At 42.8% G+C, this 19593-nt stretch carries 20 protein-coding genes, 1 riboswitch and 1 other annotated feature; of the genes, 8 read left to right on the top strand and 12 right to left on the bottom strand.

All coding sequences use genetic code 11. The features are described 5' to 3' along the window. Positions 1-151: 151 nt before the first annotated feature. On the top strand, positions 152-988 hold the full coding sequence (locus tag ACJA3J_RS04240; protein ID WP_406945627.1) for an STAS domain-containing protein: 837 nt from the start codon (positions 152-154) through the stop codon (positions 986-988). Between the two features lie 14 nt (positions 989-1002). Here the strand turns inward: ACJA3J_RS04240 and ACJA3J_RS04235 are convergent, their stop codons facing one another. Beyond that, positions 1003-1782: a nucleotidyltransferase domain-containing protein gene (locus tag ACJA3J_RS04235; RefSeq protein ID WP_406945626.1), complete on the bottom strand. Its 780-nt coding sequence runs from the start codon at positions 1780-1782 to the stop codon at positions 1003-1005. Between the two features lie 71 nt (positions 1783-1853). Between ACJA3J_RS04235 and ACJA3J_RS04230 the strand changes: the two genes are divergently transcribed. Then, entirely contained in the window at positions 1854-2807 is a 954-nt protein-coding gene (locus tag ACJA3J_RS04230; protein WP_406945625.1) for a nuclease-related domain-containing protein, read from the top strand. Between the two features lie 160 nt (positions 2808-2967). Here ACJA3J_RS04230 and ACJA3J_RS04225 read toward each other — a convergent pair whose 3' ends face one another. From ACJA3J_RS04225 to ACJA3J_RS04205, 5 genes are all read right to left on the bottom strand, one after another. Continuing rightward, positions 2968-4227 carry a glutamate-5-semialdehyde dehydrogenase gene (locus tag ACJA3J_RS04225; RefSeq protein ID WP_115893836.1) on the bottom strand — a complete coding sequence of 420 codons (1260 nt, stop codon included), beginning with the start codon at positions 4225-4227 and terminating at the stop codon, positions 2968-2970. Between the two features lie 22 nt (positions 4228-4249). After that, a complete protein-coding gene (gene proB / locus ACJA3J_RS04220) occupies positions 4250-5380 on the bottom strand; it encodes a glutamate 5-kinase (protein WP_089653338.1) in 1131 nt (376 codons plus the stop codon). Positions 5381-5419: 39 nt separating this feature from the next. Next, on the bottom strand, positions 5420-6262 hold the full coding sequence (gene proC / locus ACJA3J_RS04215) for a pyrroline-5-carboxylate reductase (RefSeq protein WP_089653340.1): 843 nt from the start codon (positions 6260-6262) through the stop codon (positions 5420-5422). A 314-nt stretch (positions 6263-6576) separates the two neighbouring features. Beyond that, positions 6577-6906 (bottom strand): thioredoxin family protein, encoded by a 330-nt coding sequence (locus ACJA3J_RS04210; protein WP_089653343.1) that lies wholly within the window; start codon positions 6904-6906, stop codon positions 6577-6579. A 57-nt stretch (positions 6907-6963) separates the two neighbouring features. Further along, positions 6964-7578: a DUF421 domain-containing protein gene (locus ACJA3J_RS04205; protein WP_406945624.1), complete on the bottom strand. Its 615-nt coding sequence runs from the start codon at positions 7576-7578 to the stop codon at positions 6964-6966. A gap of 102 nt (positions 7579-7680) precedes the next feature. Then, positions 7681-7894, top strand: a binding site (T-box leader). Between the two features lie 38 nt (positions 7895-7932). Between ACJA3J_RS04205 and argS the strand changes: the two genes are divergently transcribed. Further along, positions 7933-9615, top strand: a complete 1683-nt coding sequence (gene argS, locus ACJA3J_RS04200; protein WP_406945623.1) for an arginine--tRNA ligase — start codon at positions 7933-7935, stop codon at positions 9613-9615. 72 nt (positions 9616-9687) lie between these two features. Next, positions 9688-9918, top strand: a complete 231-nt coding sequence (locus ACJA3J_RS04195; RefSeq protein WP_089653353.1) for a hypothetical protein — start codon at positions 9688-9690, stop codon at positions 9916-9918. 43 nt (positions 9919-9961) lie between these two features. Here the strand turns inward: ACJA3J_RS04195 and ACJA3J_RS04190 are convergent, their stop codons facing one another. Further along, positions 9962-10483, bottom strand: a complete 522-nt coding sequence (locus ACJA3J_RS04190; protein ID WP_089653356.1) for an AAA family ATPase — start codon at positions 10481-10483, stop codon at positions 9962-9964. 869 nt (positions 10484-11352) lie between these two features. Between ACJA3J_RS04190 and ACJA3J_RS04185 the strand changes: the two genes are divergently transcribed. Next, entirely contained in the window at positions 11353-11862 is a 510-nt protein-coding gene (locus ACJA3J_RS04185; protein ID WP_089653524.1) for a ribonuclease H-like YkuK family protein, read from the top strand. Positions 11863-12183: 321 nt separating this feature from the next. Here ACJA3J_RS04185 and ACJA3J_RS04180 read toward each other — a convergent pair whose 3' ends face one another. Then, on the bottom strand, positions 12184-12837 hold the full coding sequence (locus ACJA3J_RS04180; RefSeq protein WP_089653360.1) for a peroxiredoxin-like family protein: 654 nt from the start codon (positions 12835-12837) through the stop codon (positions 12184-12186). Positions 12838-12860: 23 nt separating this feature from the next. Beyond that, entirely contained in the window at positions 12861-13979 is a 1119-nt protein-coding gene (gene eutH / locus ACJA3J_RS04175; RefSeq protein ID WP_089653363.1) for an ethanolamine utilization protein EutH, read from the bottom strand. 144 nt (positions 13980-14123) lie between these two features. Between eutH and ACJA3J_RS04170 the strand changes: the two genes are divergently transcribed. Next, positions 14124-14528: an ion channel gene (locus tag ACJA3J_RS04170; RefSeq protein ID WP_089653527.1), complete on the top strand. Its 405-nt coding sequence runs from the start codon at positions 14124-14126 to the stop codon at positions 14526-14528. Between the two features lie 47 nt (positions 14529-14575). Here the strand turns inward: ACJA3J_RS04170 and msrA are convergent, their stop codons facing one another. Further along, a complete protein-coding gene (msrA, locus tag ACJA3J_RS04165) occupies positions 14576-15049 on the bottom strand; it encodes a peptide-methionine (S)-S-oxide reductase MsrA (RefSeq protein ID WP_089653366.1) in 474 nt (157 codons plus the stop codon). A gap of 121 nt (positions 15050-15170) precedes the next feature. Beyond that, positions 15171-15292, bottom strand: a riboswitch (SAM riboswitch). A gap of 171 nt (positions 15293-15463) precedes the next feature. Continuing rightward, a complete protein-coding gene (locus ACJA3J_RS04160; protein WP_089653369.1) occupies positions 15464-16156 on the bottom strand; it encodes an AIM24 family protein in 693 nt (230 codons plus the stop codon). A 428-nt stretch (positions 16157-16584) separates the two neighbouring features. Between ACJA3J_RS04160 and ACJA3J_RS04155 the strand changes: the two genes are divergently transcribed. After that, positions 16585-17073 (top strand): DinB family protein, encoded by a 489-nt coding sequence (locus ACJA3J_RS04155; RefSeq protein WP_115894805.1) that lies wholly within the window; start codon positions 16585-16587, stop codon positions 17071-17073. Positions 17074-17122: 49 nt separating this feature from the next. Here the strand turns inward: ACJA3J_RS04155 and ACJA3J_RS04150 are convergent, their stop codons facing one another. Continuing rightward, positions 17123-18613, bottom strand: a complete 1491-nt coding sequence (locus tag ACJA3J_RS04150; RefSeq protein ID WP_115894806.1) for a Na+/H+ antiporter NhaC family protein — start codon at positions 18611-18613, stop codon at positions 17123-17125. Between the two features lie 137 nt (positions 18614-18750). Between ACJA3J_RS04150 and ACJA3J_RS04145 the strand changes: the two genes are divergently transcribed. Beyond that, positions 18751-19248, top strand: a complete 498-nt coding sequence (locus tag ACJA3J_RS04145) for a GNAT family N-acetyltransferase (protein WP_406945622.1) — start codon at positions 18751-18753, stop codon at positions 19246-19248. The last annotated feature ends 345 nt before the right edge of the window (positions 19249-19593 follow it).

Here is a 19593-nt window from a genome sequence, read left to right as displayed (position 1 = left end):
TTCACCACCTCCTCGTTTGGATATTCCCTTTTTTAAGAACCTTAAGTCCATCCTATTGGAAAAGAATAGTTATACCATTTATAATGGAAATAACTGATGATCCTCTCAACCCACTCAAATAGAGGCTCATAGAACAGAGAGGAGCTTGCGAATGGAAACGAACCAAGCTTTACATGACTTTCTTTTGCAGAAAGCAGAGGTTTTAACCGAAGATTGGTACAATACGTTAAACCAACATGATGTGTCAGGGGTATATGCTGCCCAGGACAAAGAGATCATCAATCATTTAAAAGCTCAGAATTATGAATTTAACAAATATATGCCCCAACTTTTCATTTTGAATCGCGATCAATTCTTTAACAATATTACTGGATGGATTATTGGAATCGGTCGAGACCCCCATCACCTGGAAACTCCAACACACGAAATCATCAGGGAATTTATGCGCGTTCGTGAACAATATCTGGATTTCTTGGAAGAATTCATCTTCCAACATGGAGCCGCCATCTCCAGGGAGTTGGAAAATGAATGGAAGCGTTTGTTAATTGAAGTCTTTGATGAGATCATTTACAAGGTGACAGAAGAAAAATCCAATCAGTTGAATAAAAAGATTGATCAGCAGCGTACGGTTATTAACGAATTAAGTTCTCCGCTCATTCAGTTATCCAATGAGCGTGCCCTACTCCCACTAGTCGGTAATATTGATACCGAGCGCGCTACAGCGATTTTGGAAAACACACTAAAAAATTGTACGGAAGAAAACATTGATGTCCTTTATATCGATCTATCCGGTGTCTATCTCGTCGACACGATGGTGGCTCATCAGATTTTTCAATTGATTGATAGTTTACAATTAATTGGTGTTTCATCGACCGTAGTCGGTATTCGACCTGAAATTGCTCAGACCGCCGTGCAGCTCGGTGTCGACTTCAGAAATGTCACAACAACCGCTACGCTTTCCCAAGCGATGGCCGGCCAATCATTCTAATCAATAGAACTCCCTCATGAGGGGGTTCTATTTTTCATTTCTTCAATCATTCTCTTCAAGAAAGGAATGGTGTACGTTTCATTCCCCCAACAATCTTCAAGCCACTCCAAATGTTTTTCCATCAAAGCAGCCATTTGAACCACAGCCTTTTCATGATGGTCCAAAGAAATCCATCGATACACGTTCTCCATCTCCTGAACGCTAGAAGAGGAAAGAGCATGCGGAACAGCCTTCAAACCAAGCTGTGCTCGATCCGGTGCGTATCTTTGCAGAAGAACCTTCGCCACATTCAAGCCTATATCATTGGCTACCTTTACAGCCCAAAGATCATTTCCACGGTCAGCCGCTTTCTTATACTGAAGGAAAAAGAAAGCAATATCATCGATCGCATACAAAAAGTCCTTTTTATCCAAATATAGATTTTGATGCGCTTCATGCTTTTCCATGCGTTTCTCTGGATCATAGACAACATGGAAGAAATCTTTATGTATGAGTGTGTCGTCCGTAACCGTAAAAAGATCGACGTGCAGTAAATTTTCATATACAGCAATGATTTGAGGAGCGATAATAAAAATATCATCATAAAAAATAATTCGTTGGTAGCTTTCGAGATGCATTTGTCTATTTTTCAAAAAAGCTTCCTTATCTGCCTCATCGACTAGCACATACAAATCTACATCCGAGTGCTCATCATCCTCCCCTCTCCCCATCGAACCCTTTAAAAACACTGCCTTCACAAGATCATCCTTTTTCAAACTTTCCGTTATCGCTTCAACTGCTTCTCTCTGTCTCATCCAACCCCTCCTAAAAATAAAGATTACACCATCATATAATAGAATGAATTTTTTGTAAAAGGAGTCTGATTATGTCTCGACAAAAAACACTGGAAATTGCAAAGCTCGAATCTCTCTTTAATAGAATTTCCATCCATCATCCCTTCCGAGAAGAAATAGCAAACCATCTAGGGCGCTTGTCTGCTGGGCATTTTGGCGAATCAACAGCGGATCATTACATGAAATACCTGCCTGGAAAAAGCATACAGGACATCAGGCTTCACGATGGTATCCAACCTTTTCAAATTGATGCTCTCCTCCTTTCACAGAAATGCTTGGTCATTCTAGAGGTGAAGAACTACAAAGGAGAGCTCCAATTTGACCTTGATCACAGGAAACTCATTAGAATGACAGAAGGAAAAAGCGAAATATTTCAGGACCCCTTTGTACAAGTAGAACTACAGAAATTCCAGTTGCAGCGCTGGATCCAGAGGTCTGGCTTTCCCTCCATCCCCATCTACTCCTTCATTGTCATCGCTAACTCAAATGCCTCCCTTACATTTCAAGGAGAAGATCGTAACAAAAGAAAAAGAGTCCTTCTAGTGAAACAGCTCCCTACTCATCTGACAGCATTCATGGAAGGTTTCAAAGGAGAGGATGTGTGGTCTGACGATTACTTGAACGAATTCTCAGCACAGATTAAATCAGAGTATACCCCCTACGATTCGGATGTCATGAAACAATATGGGATCTCTAAAGATGAGCTCATTGGGGGAGCCCCTTGTCCCTCGTGCCGCTTACTTGGTATGATTCGCCGTCGTGATCACTGGCTTTGCGGACGGTGTGGATCGAAATCAAAGGATGCGCATTTACATTTGTTGAGAGATCATCAATTGCTGATCGGTGATACTATTACAAATGCAGAATTCAGGAAAATTGCTGGAGTTAAAACAGAATATATTGCAAGAAAGCTTTTGAATGAATGCTGTACTCCTAATTTCGGGCGTACTAGGAATAGAAAATATATCATTAAGCTGTTATTTTAGAATTCGACTTGGTTATTTGAGTATTCTACAAAGATAATTAAGAATTCGACAGCGCTATTTAAGAATTCGACAACGTTAATTAAGTATTCGACACCCTCGCCTCATCTCCTCAGCAAAAAAAGAAGGGAAACCCCTGAGAGTTTCCCTTCCGCTAAAAAGCTTATCGAATTTGGCCGGTACCCTTCATCAAGAACTTCACTGTCGTTAGTGCAGGAAGTCCCATTGGGCCACGGGCATGCAATTTTTGTGTGGAAATACCGATTTCAGCTCCGAAGCCTAGCGCCCCACCGTCCGTGAAACGTGTGGATGCATTGTGATAAAGAGCAGCAGCATCCACAAGTGCAAAGAATGTCTCTGCTGATTCTGCATCTTCTGTCACAATCGCTTCTGAGTGTTTCGTGCCGTACGTTTCGATGTGTGCAATCGCATCGGTTAGATCGTCTACAGCTTTCACGGCGATATCTGTGCTCAAGTATTCGTTCGCCCAGTCTTCTTCACCGGCAAGTACAGAGCCTGGGATGATATCCAGGATATACTCATCGCCGTGCACAGCAATGTTGTTTTCTTTCAATGCAGCGATGAGCGCATCTTTATGCTCACTCAACCACTCTTTGTGGACAACGAGTGTTTCGGCAGCGTTACATACCGCCGGGCGGTCTGTTTTCGCGTTCACGAGAATGTTGATCGCTTTTTCAACGTCTGCATGCTTATCGACATAGATGTGGCAGTTTCCAACACCTGTTTCAAGTACAGGTACTGTTGCGTTCTCAACAACAGCCTGGATCAATTTGCCGCCACCACGTGGGATAAGCACATCGATGTGTTCTTTCATTTTGAAAAGTTCATTTGTTGCTGCGCGGTCTGTGGATGCGATGAATTGTACCGCTTCTTTCGGGATCTTCGTTTCTTCTAGACCACGGTGCATCACTTCAACAATCGCCTGGTTCGAGTTGATTGCAGAAGATCCACCTTTTAGAACAATCGCATTACCGGATTTCAAAGCTAGACCAGTCGCATCAACAGTCACGTTCGGACGAGCTTCGTAAATCATACCGATAACACCTAAAGGTACGGTTACTTTTTCAACTTGCAGGCCATTTTCAAGCGTCCAATCCGTCACCACTTGACCTGTTGGATCTTCTAGTTTGGAAACATCGCGTAACCCTTGGGCAAACTCAGCTACACGCTCTTTAGAAAGGGATAGACGGTCCATAAATGCATCGGTGAAGCCTTTTTCACGACCATTCGCCAAATCTTTCTCGTTGGCCGCTAGAATGGTCTCGTATTCACGTTCAAGTACATCGGCTAAATGATTAAGCGCCTGGTTCTTTTCTTCTTCAGAAAGAATCATCAATTTTTTCGAAGCTTTCTTCGCTTCCATTGCTTGTGCTTCAACGTTCACATTTGTTGTTAGTGTCATCAAAGACCTCCTTGATTAAATTTTAAACACCTACGGGCAGGGCAACATCTAAGTGGCAGACAAAATCTTTACGTTCAATGGCTGCTTGTTCATATGATTCAAGTTCAGGTTCAGTCAGGCTGATCATTTCTTCCATTTCATCTGAAGAATAATTAACAACGCCTAATCCAATTTCGTCTCCGTCCAGGTCGTGAATGCGGACAACGGCACCTTTTTCAAAACGTCCCTTTACATGGTGAACGTTCATCGGTAGAAGACTCTTCTTCATATCAACGATTGATTCTTTCGCGCGATGGTCGATAATGACTTCGCCTTCCGGTCCAGAGTTGAACGCAATCCACTGTTTCTTCTGATCAAGGTTTTCGGCATCTGTCGTTGTTTCGAAATAAGTTCCTGTTGCATTTCCGTATACAGCATCATAAACAATGTTTGGTGTGTTGGCTTTTCCTAAGAAGGAAGAGATGCCGGATGCCATGGAAATCTTAAATGCGTCAATTTTGGATTTCATGCCACCTGTTCCGACTGCACTACCTGGATCACCAGCTGCGGCTTCAATTTCCGGGGTAATTTCGTGGACTTTATCAAGTAGTTTCGCGTCCTCATTTTTTCTAGGGTCTGCATCGTAAAGTCCATCAATGTCGGATAAAATGACCAATTGATCGGCATCGACAAGACCTGCAACTTTAGCAGAAAGAGTGTCGTTATCTCCGAATTTCAAGCGATCGATTGTAATGGTGTCATTTTCATTGACGATTGGAATAATGCCGCGTTCGAGTAGGACATTAATCGTATTACGTGCATTGTTATAGCGGTCTTCATCAGAGAAGTCGCTACGTGTAATGAGAATCTGAGAACCCATATAACCGTGGGATAGGAAAAGATCGGAATAAGATTCCATCAACAATCCTTGGCCAATGGATGCGGCTGCCTGCTTTTCAGGTAAAGAGCTCGGGCGCTCGAGGCAACCGAGTTTACGATAACCTGCAGCTACGGCTCCTGAGGATACGAGTAAAACTTCGTGGCCGTCGTCTTTTAGTTGGACGACTTCATCTACTAATTTTTCTAATTTACGGCGGCTGACTTCTCCGTGCATGCTGGTGAGGGAACTGCTCCCTATTTTAATTACTACCCTTTTTTTATCTTGACTCAACATATCACTCCTGTTTAACATTTTCGCGTCGATTGGCTTCGTTTACTTACTGCCTACAAGTAGTCCTTCAAGTTCTTTGCTTAACTCTTTCGAACGACCGGCTGCTCCTTTAATTGCTTCAGAAATGGCGTAACCTCCACCAGCCTGATCAAGAGCGTTAAGCCCTGCTGCCGTCGTACCGTTCGGTGATGTTACATTTTCACGTAATTCAGTCGGGCTTTCATCGCGTTCCAGCATCATTTTTGCTGCTCCAAGCAATGTTTGAGCTCCGATTTCACGAAGAGTTTCACGATCCATGCCTTCTGCACGGCCTGTTTCTTCAATGTGTTCCATCAAGTAATAAAAGTAAGCTGGTCCGCTTCCCGCTATTCCTGTGAAAACGTCCATTTTATCTTCTTCAATGACGAAAACTTCGCCAATGGATTTCAGTAATTCTTTTGCAACAAGTACATTGTCCATATCCGTAAAACGCCCTGGCGTAATGGCTGTCGCTGATTCGCGAAGCATGCTTGACGTATTCGGCATTACGCGGATGACTTGCTGGCCTTCATTCAATCGTTCTTCCATATAAGATGTTGAGATTCCCGCAAGTACAGAAACAAGTACTTGGTTTGCTGTCAATTTATCTTTCAAATCGGCAAGTACAGCATCAATATCTTTCGGCTTCATCGCCAAAATGAACTGGTCGACTTCTGCAAAGTTCAATTCATCTTTCAATACCGTGCGTACGCCATATTTATAATTGATTGTGTTTAAACGTTCTTGATTACTTCTATTGGTCACGATGATGTTCTCAGCTGGAATATTACCGGATTCCACCATGCCTGAAATCATCGCTTCAGCCATTGAGCCTGCACCTAGAAAAGCAATCGTTTGTTTAATCATATTGGGTTAATCTCTCCCGTTCGCATTTTTTGTTCGCTTTATTTAAGACGTTTTTCATCATAACACTGGGCAAAACTTATTCAAGGGGTTTTTGGCAAGTCGGGTCTATATACGCCAATTAGTTAGTGTAAACGGTTTCACTGCGAGGTATTTCCATTTCATCGCTTCTCATCGCAAATAATCTCGCCTCAGACATATATTTGGGCATTGAATTTTCAAGAAAAGCCGGAGAAAGCAAAATTGAGGGAATTATCAGACTTTATTTTTTTGTATGCAAACAGAAAAAACCACCTGTTGAGGAAATCAACAGATGGTCATTCTTCATTAATGAAATGATTCAGTTTAGCCAGTTGCTGGTTCAGCTCCCCGATTGGAACAAAGCGTGCTTTGCGGAATAGTTCTTTCCCTTCGGAGTAGATCAAAACGGCAGGCACCGTCATGACAGAAAACTCTCCCGCCACTTGTGGAACTTCATCAGCGTTAACATGCCTGGACTCAATGTCAGGATATTCCTTCAACAAGTTTTCCACTTGCGGAAGCAAACCATGGCAGACCGAACATCCCGGCCTCGAAACATAGACAATCGAAAGCGATTTTTCTTGAACAAACGTATTGAGTTCTTCAATGGTGTTTATGGATTCCACTTTTCTCACCTCTGCTCCATTATATCAAGGAATAGATCGAAATGCCTGTATGGAAACTTAATTCAAGCGATCAGGATGAACCTGCTGGTGCTGCTTTGTTTCTACTTCTTTAAATAAATCCTCAGCAGGTGGTTTTGCAGTTGGGATCTGTGTAGCCTGATCGGGATTTAACATCTGTTTTAACGAAAGGATTTGTTGGTACAAATCATCAATATCCTGCTTTGTCGCTGGCCTTTTATGTTCTTTCAATTCATACCCGACCTGCCCGTTTGGTTCCAGGGTCGCCGACTTAAGGTCATCAATGGATGTGATGTTGCTCTGCCTTAACTTCATTTCCAGTTGGTCGACGGTAAAACGTAACTTCTTAATATTCTTCTCGTTCAGCTGTCCGTTTTCAATAATGGAAACAGACCTGCCTGTGAGGAAACGTTCCATAAAATCGAATTTCACCTGGCTGAATTCCATAACCATCAGTGTAAGAACAAGTACTCCCCCCACGCCGAACGTCACCCATATACTTTTCCCCGCGACAGGTTGGATCAATAAGGAACCGATTGCAATCATGATAACCGTCTGTGATAACGTCATCTGAGAAATAGACTTCCGGCCAGCAATACGTAGAATGATTGTTCCTACAATAATAATGAGAACGGCTTTCCAAATCCAATCCATCATCAATCACCTCTATATCGTATGTTCACCTAAATAAACCAGGATATTCGCAAGGAAGGGATTGCAAATGGGAATGCTTTCCGCTATAATCTTTTCAAATATAGAAATTCTAGGAAAAAGAGAGTAGCTACCAGAAACAGAACAGCGACTCAGGGTTGGTGGAAGCCTGAGCAGGATTTCTGTAGTGAAACGGACTTTTGAGAAGCTTTCCTGAATCATGGAGTAGGGAAAAGCCGGGGACGTCCCCGTTAACAACATCGAGTGGCTATACGATAGCTATAAGAGTGGTACCGCGAGCACAAGCCTCGTCTCTTTTTTAGAGACGAGGTTTTTTATTTTATGGAGGTGTCGTTTATGGAAAAACAAATACTTGCCCTGCAAATTGCTCATATCCTTGGGGAGGATTATCAGCGAGATTGGGTGCAGCAACAGATTGAAACTCCTAAGCAGCCAAACCACGGCGACCTGGCTTTTCCTTGTTTTCCGCTGGCAAAGACATTGAAAAAAAGCCCGCATCTGATCGCTGAAGAGATTTCCAGTCATTTAAAACATCCGATATTTAAAGAAGTGCAAACAGTAGGCGGCTATATCAATATCTTTCTTGATCAGAAGTTTGTCGCTGAACACACATTGAAACAATTTTACCAAGATCCAGAAGCCTATGGAGCTCACGAATTCGGAAAAGGAAAAACCGTCGTTCTTGATATGTCAGCTCCGAATATTGCCAAACCTTTTTCCATGGGGCACTTAAGGTCTACAGTCATTGGAAATGCTCTCGCTAACCTTGCACAAAAATGTGGATATGAAACGGTGAAGATCAATTATATCGGAGACTATGGGACACAGTTCGGGAAACTACTTGCCGCTTATCTTAAATGGGGCGAGGAAGAAAGTCTCAAACAGAAGCCGATTAAAGAATTGACCCGCGTGTATGTAAAATTTCACCACGCTTCGAAAGAGGATCCATCCTTGATTGAAGAAGGAAGAGAATGGTTCAAGAAATTGGAGAATAACGATGAAGAGGCTGTTACCTTGTGGAAATGGTTCAAAGCCGTATCTCTGGAAGAGTTTGAAAAGATTTATAAACTCTTAGGCATCACATTCGATTTGGTCCGTGGCGAAGCCTACTACAATGACAAGATGGATGGGACCATCGACATGCTGCGGGAAAAAGGATTGTTGGAAAAATCGGATGGCGCACAAGTCGTCCGCCTCGATGAGGAAGCGTTACCTCCTTGCCTGATTCGAAAAAGTAATGGCACGACCATTTATGCAACGAGAGATTTAACAGCTGCGCTTGATCGCAAGCAGACATATGATTTTGATGAAGCACTCTATGTCGTTGGTCATGAGCAAACCCTTCATTTTCAGCAGATCAAGCATGTATTGAAAAAAGCAGAGTTTTCCTGGGCGGATCAATTAAAACATATCTCCTTTGGAATGATGCTTCAAGATGGCAAGAAAATGTCTACTCGCCAGGGGAAGACCGTTTTACTTGAACAAGCGCTCCAGGAGGCTATTTCACAGGCAGCCAAAAATATAAAAGAAAAGAATCCTGATTTGAAGAATGCTCAAAAGGTCGCGGAACAAGTAGGAGTAGGTGCCGTCATCTTTCACGACCTTAAACACGATCGTCGCAATGATGTGGAATTCTCCTTGGAGGATATGCTTACCTTTGAAGGCCATACGGCTCCATACATCCAATATACCTACGCGCGTACCGTATCTTTGTTAGAAAAAGGGAACTTTGATCACAAACATCCTGTCACAGACGTCCAAGCAGAAGCCGCGTGGCCATTGATTAAAACCATCCGTCTTTTCCCAGAAGTGATTGAGAAGGCATATCAAGAATATGATCCATCCAAGCTTGCGAGACACATCCTAGATGTCGCACGTCATTTCAATAAATTTTACGCCCATACAAAAGTGGTGGGAAGTGAGGAAGAACAAGCGCTTCTATCATTGATTTATGCCGTTAACTATCAATTAAAAGATGGTTTGTCCATCCTCGGGATCCAGGCACCTGAAAATATGTAACATAGAGAACTTTAGCACTTCCACCTTTCTTCTATTATAATAAAAGTAACAAAAGGGAGAGGAGCTCATCCTATGTACCCGATTTATTATGGACTTGCCATTATTGCCTCGGTAGCCGCATTGATAGGCACGATCGTTATAGCTAAAAATGTAAACAAACCCGAAAACACATCTTCACCAGAAGATGACGCCAAGCAGTTGAAAAACGCAGGAAGTGACACAGGGAGCATTCCGTTACTGACGACCATCTACGCCATCACGTTTGTCATTACAGTCATTCTTATGTGGATTTTCATTTTTTAACACGTTTAAGGAGAAGAGGTGCGCCTTTTCTCCTTTTTTGTTTTCACAAAGAAGACTTCACAATAAAATCAGCTTGTCTTTCAGGCTCGACCGTTGCTATGTAGTAATCTTCCGCTTTCCAGTACCGTTCTTTGAATTTGTCGATTTTCTTTCTCGTTTCCTCACTTTCTCTTGAGAATCTTAATTCTCTCGAACACTGTACATAGACCATAAAATCAAAAAAACTTCGCCATTCCTTCCTTTGTAAAAACACGCCTTCCATAATAACTAATGTACTCTCTTTCTCTAGTGCTTCGAATAAGTCTTTCTTTAACGCTTTGACATCCCATTGTAGAAAGTAATATTCGTACCATGGTTCATATCCTGTATGGTACCTCTTCTCTCTTTCCACAACATAATCATCGATATGATACGTTACGACTGGAATAGACTTTTTCTGTAGTTCCTTTTTTATTTTCTCCGTAAACGTCGTTTTTCCTGAACGACTCAAACCATCGATTCCTAATACGAATCTTTCTCCTTCATTTAATAAAGGAATTCTTCGAATGATCTCCTCAACCACCATCTCCTCCCCTCCTTTCACTCATTTTTTCTATTCAAGTATATGGCAGTATACTTGAAGACTCGATTTCGAGACTTTTGTGGGAGTTTAGGGGCTCCGGGAAAAGGTTCGCTTTCCGTGGGCGAGTGATGAGCCTCCTCGTGCTAACGCTCTGCGGGGTCTCATCTACCACGCACTTCCCACAGGAGTCTCACCGTTTCCCTCCGCCCCTTTACCATACGAGATTCTCGAAATCCCTCTAATAGTAACCTGCCAAGTTCGGTAATGAAAGACCTGCTCATCCACGCCGTGATAGAGTCGTTTTAACCATAGATTCTGCACGAATATGGTGTGGGAACAGGGTCTGGGAAACGTCCGCATGAAAAGCGAATGGAGACACGAACGTGTGTGTTTTTCTACTGACTGATCCAAAACACTGCAAATCGTCGTTTCCCTGACCCCGTATCCATGGTCAGGAATTGTCATTCATTATTTCAACTAGGTAAGGCTGCCCTTAATGCTGCGGGGAATGTGCTCACCGCGCTCCCGCGGAAAGCGAGCTATTCCCCGCAGCCCCCATCCACCCAACAAAAGTCTCGAAACTGAGTCTTCCACAATCGGGAGCTTTAATTGAACACTTAGTTCATGAACTTTTGTGTAATACTCCTTCTCGATTTACAGTGGTGATTCCTTTGTCACACGGGGGAGGAAAACTTTTTCTAAGTGAAAATGCACATAAATTTTTCAACACTGACACATACTCTCGATAAATTCATGTTATCTTTCGAGTAGGTCTATGAATATCTTAATAACAGAATGGTCACTAGCTCATTGACGTACAATCCCTTTCTTTTGAAAAATTTAAGGAGTTGGCTAATGTGAACCAATCCCATATGTTTCAAAACCTCACGCATAAAAAAATGAAGTTTGAAGAAGTGTTTTCTCATATTCTAACGTTTATGAAAAGTGAGCCCATCGGGGATTACAAGCTCATGATGGGGACCGATTCCCAAGTTCACCCCTCCCACACCCTATTCATTACCGGTATTGTCATCCAACGAGTTGGAAAAGGAGCCTGGGCCTGTTTCCGCAAAGAAGTGGTACACAGAGAAATGACGACATTGCATGAACGTATTTCCTATGAAACGTCCTTAACGGAGCAAGTGGCTGCCTTATTTACGGAAGAGAAGAAGAATGATCTCATCGAAGTCGTCCTCCCTTATATTTATAAAGGAGCAACGTTTACAATCGAAGGTCACATCGATATCGGGAGTGGAGACCGAAACAGGACAAGAGTCTATGTAAATGAAATGATGGCAAGAATCGAGTCGCTCGGAATGGAAGCGAAGATCAAACCGGATTCCATTGTCGCAAGCAGTTATGCCAATCGATATACAAAGTAATGGAAGGTGATCATGGTTGTATCAAAAAGCCGTTACCTCTTGTGTGTTTGGAATCATGTCCATCTTTCTTCCTCTTATCGGTATCATTCTTGGATGGGTAGGGATACTTTTTGCAAATAAAGCTCTCGGTAAACTTTCCACCGAAGAACCGGGATACCGTTTCGCCTTAGGCGGAAAGGTATGTAGCATCCTTGGGATTTGCCTGCAGTCTTGTATCCTGATATTTGTCCTTGCTGCCTATTTCTTTTTTATGAATCTGAATCTCTTTATGTAAAACAAAAAATACCAAAGCGCCCTCTGGATCCAGAGGGCGCTTTGTTCTTACGTATTTATTTTTTTCAATTCTTCAAGAACGTCAGACGGTTCGGCTCGATCTTTATAATCAGCCTTCGTATAGTCATACAAAATCGTCCCATCTGTATCAATGATATATGTTGCGGAGACAGGCAGGGTCCAAGTTTCGTCGCCATTATGTTTGTCCACTTGCAGCCCTTTGTCTTTATATACCTCTACAAGGTAATCTGGTAATTGGTACACTAAATTGTATTGATTGGCCACTTCATTCCCAACGTCGCTCACCACATGATAGTTCAGTTGATTTTTCTCCTGTGTCGTCAGTGACTGATCGGGGGTTTGTGGACTAATCGCAATCAATTCAGCTCCTTCTCCATGAATCTCATCTAGGATTTGCTGATAGGCTCTCAGTTCCATGTTGCAATAAGGACACCATCCTCCGCGATAAAAAGTAAGGACGACCGGTCCACTTTTTAATTGTTCATAAAGCTCGACCGTTTCCCCCTTCGCGTCAGGCAAGTTGAAGTTTGGCGCTTTCTCTCCTGCTGACAAACCTTCTCCATCATTTGAAGATTCAAGTTCATCAATCGCCTTCTTCATTTTTTCTTGTATTTCATCAGGAGTTGCTTTCTTGAATTTTTCAATGTAATCGTTATAATGCTTTCTCATTTCTGTCTTCATGAAAAAACTCCTTTTCAGCGGATTCACTTTTCATTATATAGGGGTGCGACACTCGAAGAAACTGATTTGCTCTCTCTCGTCATCCATAAGGCAAGACCAACGGCTAATACCCCAGCTGTTAATTTACCAACCAATACTGGGAAAATCATATCCCTTTCTACACTAGCCACGAACGCAAAATGGCTGCCGATGACAAACGCCCCGCTCACCGCAAAGGCAGCATTGACCGTTTTCCCTCGTTCATCCATATCTTTCATCGTCGCTAACATGGGTAAGTGATGTGCCGTAGAAGCGATCAGCCCTGTTAAGGACGTAGCATTCATGCCTAACCTTTCACTCAGTTGTCCTATCCATCTCTCTCCCCGCTGATTGATGAAAGCGACAAGAGGATAAGCACCAGCTAATGTAACGGTAATCCTTCCAACGATGATGATCCCTTCCGATAAAGGAGCCATCCCCGGCAGGACAACGAACCCTGTCAACGTTTCGATAATAATGAGAGCAAGACCTGTAATGATGATGATTTCAATGGTTTTTCCGAAATAAGAAAATAACCGGATCGTTATGTTCGTGAACAACCATAATCCCGCCCCGATACAGCCGGAGAGCAAGATAGCCGGCGTCAAATTACGTAACATCCACGCCGCTTCATATCCTGCCAGTGCACCACCGACAAAGCATCCGATCGGAACCGTAACTAAACCTGCTAAAATTCCCTTTGAAAAGAAAGGCCGATCTTCTTTTTTTACAATCGTAAGCGCAACAGGAATTGTAAAAACAAGCGTCGGTCCCATCATCGTACCGAGGAGTGCCCAGGAAAAAGTGGCCGCTTCCTCTTCCACAGCTAGAGATTCTGCCAAAGGGTAGGCACCCATATCAATAGCAAGCATCATGGATGCAAACATCGAAGGATCCGCCCCGAACCATAAAAACAACGGGCGGATGACAGGGGCCAGCCACTGGGACAGTACGGGTGCTAGGGATATGATCCCTACCATCGAAAGAGCAAGTGGTCCCATCATCATAAACGCTTCGTAAAAACGCCACCCGAGAGATAGCCGGTGATTAAGCACATAATAATCAAGGGCACCCAATACCATGAAAATACACATCACAATTAGAATCGCGTCATTAACCCACAAAAGCCCAGCCCCTTCCTTACATTTTTTAATCAATGTTTACGGGAACTTCTACACAGGGTAGGAGTTCTTCTATAATGGCTTGCTCGTCTTTACACAGTGGACGCTAACATAGCCATTCAATTTTTTTATAAAGGAGAAGAAGAAATGGTACAAGCTCTGTTCATCGTTGCGGTCATTTTCATTGCAGCGAATCTCGTGTACTTTTTCACGAATAAAACATACAGAAAAAGCTACTTCAGCACGGCACTTTTCTTTCAATTATTTTTTGTACTGACAGGTGTATTACTAGGGTTTACGGTCCTCTACTATTTGCTATCTTTAGATGGAGTCATTCTAGTTACTAGTTTATCATCCCGGGAACCTGTCGAACCAACCTTTTTGGACTTGCTTTACTTCAGTGGGGAAACCTTGTTGAGCGTAGGTTATGGTGACATGTTACCTGTGGGGATGGCTCGTTTCTTTGCCTTGCTTGAATCGGGAATCGGCATCCTTCTCCCTACAGCCTATTTCTTAAAAGCCATGGATGCATCCAGGCAAAAAGAAGATTAAGAAGGTTTACCTATATAAAAGGACCCTCGCGAAAGGGTCCTTTCTTATTATCCAATGGAGCATGCGGCAGATCCATGCTTTTGTAAATATTTCTGGTGATGCTCTTCTGCTTCATAAAAAGTTGTGGCCTCTTCTACTTCTGTAACGATCGGGCGTTTGAAAATCCCTTTACCTTCCCATTCTTTAATTTTTTCTTCAGCAATGTACTTCTGGCTTGCATCCGAATAAAAAATGACAGAACGGTATTGGTGACCAACGTCGATTCCCTGCTTGTTGCGGGAAGTCGGATCGTGAGCTTCAAAGAAGATATTTACAAGTTCTGCATAAGTGATTACGGTTGGATCGTAGTTCACTTTCACAGATTCCGCGTGTCCACTCTTGCCCGCTTTGACTTGTTCGTATGTCGGGTTATCCAGATGGCCGCCAATATAACCGACCTTCGTTTCTGTAACCCCTTCGAATTTTTCAAAAAACGCTTCTACTCCCCAAAAACATCCTGCACCGAAAATAGCTGTTGCCATTTAACATCTTTCCTTTCCCTTAACGCAACTTCTATCGAGAGCCTTGACGGTTATGGTGCTTACACGAAAAGACCCCTTTTCTTATCCAGTAAGAAAAGGGGTCGCTAATATCCGCACGATCCTCTCATCTCTTAGAATGTGAATACATTCTACAGGAATTGGCACCGTTCTCGTCAATCCGTAGATTGATTCGATGGTTGCCGGGCATCAAAGGGCCAGTCCCTCCGCCTCTCTGGATAAGAAGTTTCCGTTATTTATTTTTGTTAGTATCCATAGTACTACGTTTTTGTAACGAAGTAAAGGAAAACAGATTAAAAATTTCAAATGATTGTACATCGAGTTTTGTCTTTCTTGATTTCATTGTATTCAGAGCTTAACATGCTCATGCCTGTCTGTAAAAAAATCCGCTTCAGCTCAGTTCTGGCCTGTCGTGTAAACTTCTTCAAACGGCTGAACAATGACGAATCCATCGCCTTCAAACTCCATTTGAATGGACTCCCCGCTTCCGCGTCCAATCAACGTTTTGAAACTGATGTCTGTTCTGAAATTCGGCTCCAAGTGCCCTGACCAGGCCACAGTAGCATGCGGGTCAGTGATTACAGGTTCCCCTGGACGAACTAGCAGCGTCAATGGTTCATAGTGCGAAGTAATCGCGACGCGTCCACTTCCGCTGAGGGTTACATTGAATAAACCACCCGAAACCATCCCGGCCACTTTTTTCATCAGTTTTATATCCCAATCAATGCTCGGCTCAAATGCCAGAAGGTCGTTTCCATTCACTGTGATTGTTTCATTATCCAGGTCAAAAATAGTAATCTTCTTGCCCTGATCGGCAAGGTAAAGACGACCACGGCCAGTAGCCTTCATTAAAGAACTCCCTTCACCAGTCATCGCTTTTTTAAATAAACGACCGACGCCATGCTCAAGGATGCCCTCTCTTTCAAATTTGATGTTCCCATTATAGGAAATCATCGCGCCTGCTTTAGCCCATACTTGATCGAGTAGATTCACCTCAAGGATTCTCGGGGTCTCCAGCTCAAAGTAATCATTCTCGGATTCATCCTGCTTCGTTTTTCTAATAAATTCATCAATGGAGTAGTCACTCATCATCTGTTCCTCCTTAGCGTATTCTATGATTATTTATGCTTTCTCATTGCTTCTATACCACGATGGATCAAAATCGAGGCCTAAAGTTTTCGGATCTTAGTGGCTATGATTTTAATGAGCCTTCGTCATTTATTATTCAATAAAGACGGACAAATCCCTACTGTAAATAAGGATTTTTATTCTCCCTCCAAATGCTTGTCAAACCAATCCAACACCTCAGACGCATACTCTTTGAAATGCAGCCTTAGTCCGTGGCCTCCGCACAATTGGAATAATCTGTATGACCCGGTCATGAAAAATCTTCCTTTTCCTAACTTTACATACGGAAGGGCGTGTGAAAGGTTTCATTTTTGGAGGTGCTAGGGAAAGAAACTTCTATAAGAGTTGTGATAGACTCGATGTAACTTCACTTGAAAGGGAGAATCTGTATGTATGGCTTAGATGAAAAAAGAAATGAACTGCTCCATTTTGTTGAAGAAGTTTCAGAGCAAGAAGCATCCGTCAAGCCTGAAGAAGATCGTTGGTCCATCCTTGAAGTTTTAGAACATTTATACTTAATGGAACAATTAATCGTTTATCAGATTAATCAGGCTCTCAAGCAAGGTGACACACAACAAGCGACAGAAAAACCGATCCATAAGACGACCAACCGCGATTATAAAGTCGAGGCACCAGAGGCCGTTCGCCCGAAAGGCGAGTTCAATACATTGGATGAAGCGAAAGAAGGTTTGAAAAAAACGCGTGAAGCGACGTTATTCCTTATTCACAATAAGGATGAAGAAACTTTGCAAAACCGCGTATTCCCTCACCCCTCTTTTGGAGATATGAACTTGGAACAATGGGTAGAGTTTATCGGTTGGCACGAACTACGCCACCTGGATCAAATGAAAGAAGTAAAAGCCCATATTCATGCGTAATACAAAAATAACCCCCTGAGTTTATAACTCAGGGGGTTACTCATACGACTTATTTTTTAAAATCTTCTGGTTTTACTTCCTCACCATTTTTACCGGTGTAACGAAGCCCCCAGCCTGTCCATGCCGCAATAAACATAACGATCAATAGCAACCAGCCCTGAAAGACGAAGGGAAAGACTTCTCCAGGGCCAACGACAGGTAAGAAGTCGTATTGATCCGCTGCCCCCTGGACCGTAGCCCATGCGAGCAAAACTCCACCACTCCATGGAAAAATGTAGCCAAGTGAAGAGGTGACCGTATCCAGGAAGTTGGCTCTTCGATACGGGTGAATGTTCATTTCTGTTCCTAATTTACGAACAAACGGCGCAGCAGCAATCTCAGCCGCTGTATTAATCGTAATAAATACATTCAAGAAAGCAACGATTCCGAAAATGGAAAGTTCAGCTCGGCGCACCACATTATTGATCAACTTCAAGAAGAAGTTTTTGATGACATCCATGGTACCTGCAACATCCAACAGGTAAGCGGCTGCCAAGATGAATAAAATTAAGATCGCCATATTGAAATAGCCACTGATACCATCGATCAATGCCCCTTCAATGACGGCTTCACCGGCATCGTTTTTATGGATATGCAGGACATCTTTCAAGGAATGACCGGTAAGAAAGATGAACACGGCAGCTGCCAGGATGCCGTATGATAGCGACGTCAAAAGATGATGACCGCTTAAGGCCAAATATAGAACTAATGCAAATGGTGCTAACATGAGAAGCCCTTCAGGAGAAACTTCATTTTGAAGCTGACTGACTACTTGCTGACTGCCCATCTCTCCACCACCGCCAAAAATCACAAATAATATAAGAGCTGGAATGGCTGCAGTGATGGAATATTTAAAGCGTGAACGCACAACTCCAGGTACGTCCGCATCCTGAGTTGTCGCAGAAACAATCGTCGTGTCCGATACAGGCGCTAAATTATCTCCAAAGACAGCTCCACTTAATATGGCTGCAAGAAGAATGACTGGATCCGCCCCTAAAATGACCCCGGCAGGATACATCAGGACACCAAAAGTCGCTACGGTACCATAGCCGGTTCCGACAGCGGTCGAAAATAATCCTGCTAAAAGAAAGGTAATTCCTACGAAAGCTCCTCCCTCAAGCCCGGACTGAAAACCAAACCAAATAAGACCGTCGACTAATCCACCGGCAGACAACATGTTCGCAAACATTCCTGCCCAAAACCAGGCAATGATCGCAACGACTCCTACAGGCTGGGCCATGCCGGAAATTAAACTCTGGGCATAATCCGACCATTTGGATTTACACAAGAATAGACCAAGGCCAATACCAATGACCATGCCCAAGACTAATGCTTGTTCTGTCACAAGCCCTGTGACACTTAATACAATTGCCCATATGATGAAAAACACTAAAGGTATGGTAGCAGTGAAGACGCCTCCGCGAAACTCTAACTTCCGTACGTCTTTTTCTCCTACCGCTTCATCAATGACTTGTTCTTTTTGATGATCTTTATCTGCCACTAGAATTCCCTCCTCTACCAACGTTAACTGTACAATAGTTTATCATCCCATGTGTATAGATGTAATGTCACGAATTTTTTCATAATTTTTGAAAAGTGGTGTATCATCAAGTGAAAAGTAATGAAAGGAGATGGAATATGCTACAATTGATTCCTTTTCAAGAAAAAGATTTCAATACAATATTCGATTGGATTGTTTCCCCAAGATTCCTTATGCAGTGGGGTGGACCGATGTTCAACTTTCCATTAACCCACCAACAACTGATGGATTACAAAGACGCCCAAGACCGCCGAGCTTTCCAAGTGTATGATCCGTCACTGGATACAATCATTGGACACCTCTCCATAGGACGTTTAGATAAAGATCAAAAACAGGGACGAATTGGAAAGGTCATCGTTTCTCCTGAATACAGAGGAAAGGGATATGGACAACAGATGATCCAGCTAATTTCCATGTACGCCTTTCAGCAACTCGATCTAGAAAAAGTGACATTAGGTGTCTTCGACTTTAATACAGGAGCCATCCGCTGTTATGAGAATGCCGGTTTCACTATAGACCGATACTTAAAAAACCACCGCTCTTTCGAAGACGAAATGTGGAGCCTTTATGAAATGAGTCTCAATAAATATACATAAAACCTAAGAGGAGAGAATATCACGCGTTCTCTCCTCTTACTTTTTCATACTCCCCACATTCCTATACACCCCCGCCCGCACGAAACCTCCCATAGACCGTTTTTTATGTAAATGATTGGGTGACCAGGTCATACATATTCTTCCAAATAACACATCTAAGATTTTCATTTTGTGTTTTATGGGGAAAGAATTTAAAATAGAAGAAGTATGTTTATGCATGATTATAAGTTAACGCTTACATGTCTTGGCATTCTTATATTTACCATATTCTTCTGACAGTGGTAATGGGGCAACCGTTGATGGTAACACGGTTCGAAGTGTTTGACTATGCAAATTATTCTGATA

This window comes from Halobacillus sp. SY10 (assembly GCF_045401165.1).
In the GTDB taxonomy this organism is placed as follows: domain Bacteria; phylum Bacillota; class Bacilli; order Bacillales; family Halobacillaceae; genus Halobacillus; species Halobacillus aidingensis.
This window is presented reverse-complemented; position numbering and strand designations above follow the sequence as displayed.

Bases quoted from the DNA above. Each gene is read 5' to 3' on its own strand.
- ACJA3J_RS04240 (WP_406945627.1), top strand. From the start codon at position 152: ATGGAAACGAACCAAGCTTTACATGACTTTCTTTTGCAGAAAGCAGAG.
- ACJA3J_RS04235 (WP_406945626.1), bottom strand. From the start codon at position 1,782: ATGAGACAGAGAGAAGCAGTTGAAGCGATAACGGAAAGTTTGAAAAAG.
- ACJA3J_RS04230 (WP_406945625.1), top strand. From the start codon at position 1,854: ATGTCTCGACAAAAAACACTGGAAATTGCAAAGCTCGAATCTCTCTTT.
- ACJA3J_RS04225 (WP_115893836.1), bottom strand. From the start codon at position 4,227: ATGACACTAACAACAAATGTGAACGTTGAAGCACAAGCAATGGAAGCG.
- proB (WP_089653338.1), bottom strand. From the start codon at position 5,380: ATGTTGAGTCAAGATAAAAAAAGGGTAGTAATTAAAATAGGGAGCAGT.
- proC (WP_089653340.1), bottom strand. From the start codon at position 6,262: ATGATTAAACAAACGATTGCTTTTCTAGGTGCAGGCTCAATGGCTGAA.
- ACJA3J_RS04205 (WP_406945624.1), bottom strand. From the start codon at position 7,578: ATGGATTGGATTTGGAAAGCCGTTCTCATTATTATTGTAGGAACAATC.
- argS (WP_406945623.1), top strand. From the start codon at position 7,933: ATGGAAAAACAAATACTTGCCCTGCAAATTGCTCATATCCTTGGGGAG.
- ACJA3J_RS04195 (WP_089653353.1), top strand. From the start codon at position 9,688: ATGTACCCGATTTATTATGGACTTGCCATTATTGCCTCGGTAGCCGCA.
- ACJA3J_RS04190 (WP_089653356.1), bottom strand. From the start codon at position 10,483: ATGGTGGTTGAGGAGATCATTCGAAGAATTCCTTTATTAAATGAAGGA.
- ACJA3J_RS04185 (WP_089653524.1), top strand. From the start codon at position 11,353: ATGTTTCAAAACCTCACGCATAAAAAAATGAAGTTTGAAGAAGTGTTT.
- ACJA3J_RS04180 (WP_089653360.1), bottom strand. From the start codon at position 12,837: ATGAAGACAGAAATGAGAAAGCATTATAACGATTACATTGAAAAATTC.
- ACJA3J_RS04170 (WP_089653527.1), top strand. From the start codon at position 14,124: ATGGTACAAGCTCTGTTCATCGTTGCGGTCATTTTCATTGCAGCGAAT.
- msrA (WP_089653366.1), bottom strand. From the start codon at position 15,049: ATGGCAACAGCTATTTTCGGTGCAGGATGTTTTTGGGGAGTAGAAGCG.
- ACJA3J_RS04160 (WP_089653369.1), bottom strand. From the start codon at position 16,156: ATGAGTGACTACTCCATTGATGAATTTATTAGAAAAACGAAGCAGGAT.
- ACJA3J_RS04155 (WP_115894805.1), top strand. From the start codon at position 16,585: ATGTATGGCTTAGATGAAAAAAGAAATGAACTGCTCCATTTTGTTGAA.
- ACJA3J_RS04145 (WP_406945622.1), top strand. From the start codon at position 18,751: ATGCTACAATTGATTCCTTTTCAAGAAAAAGATTTCAATACAATATTC.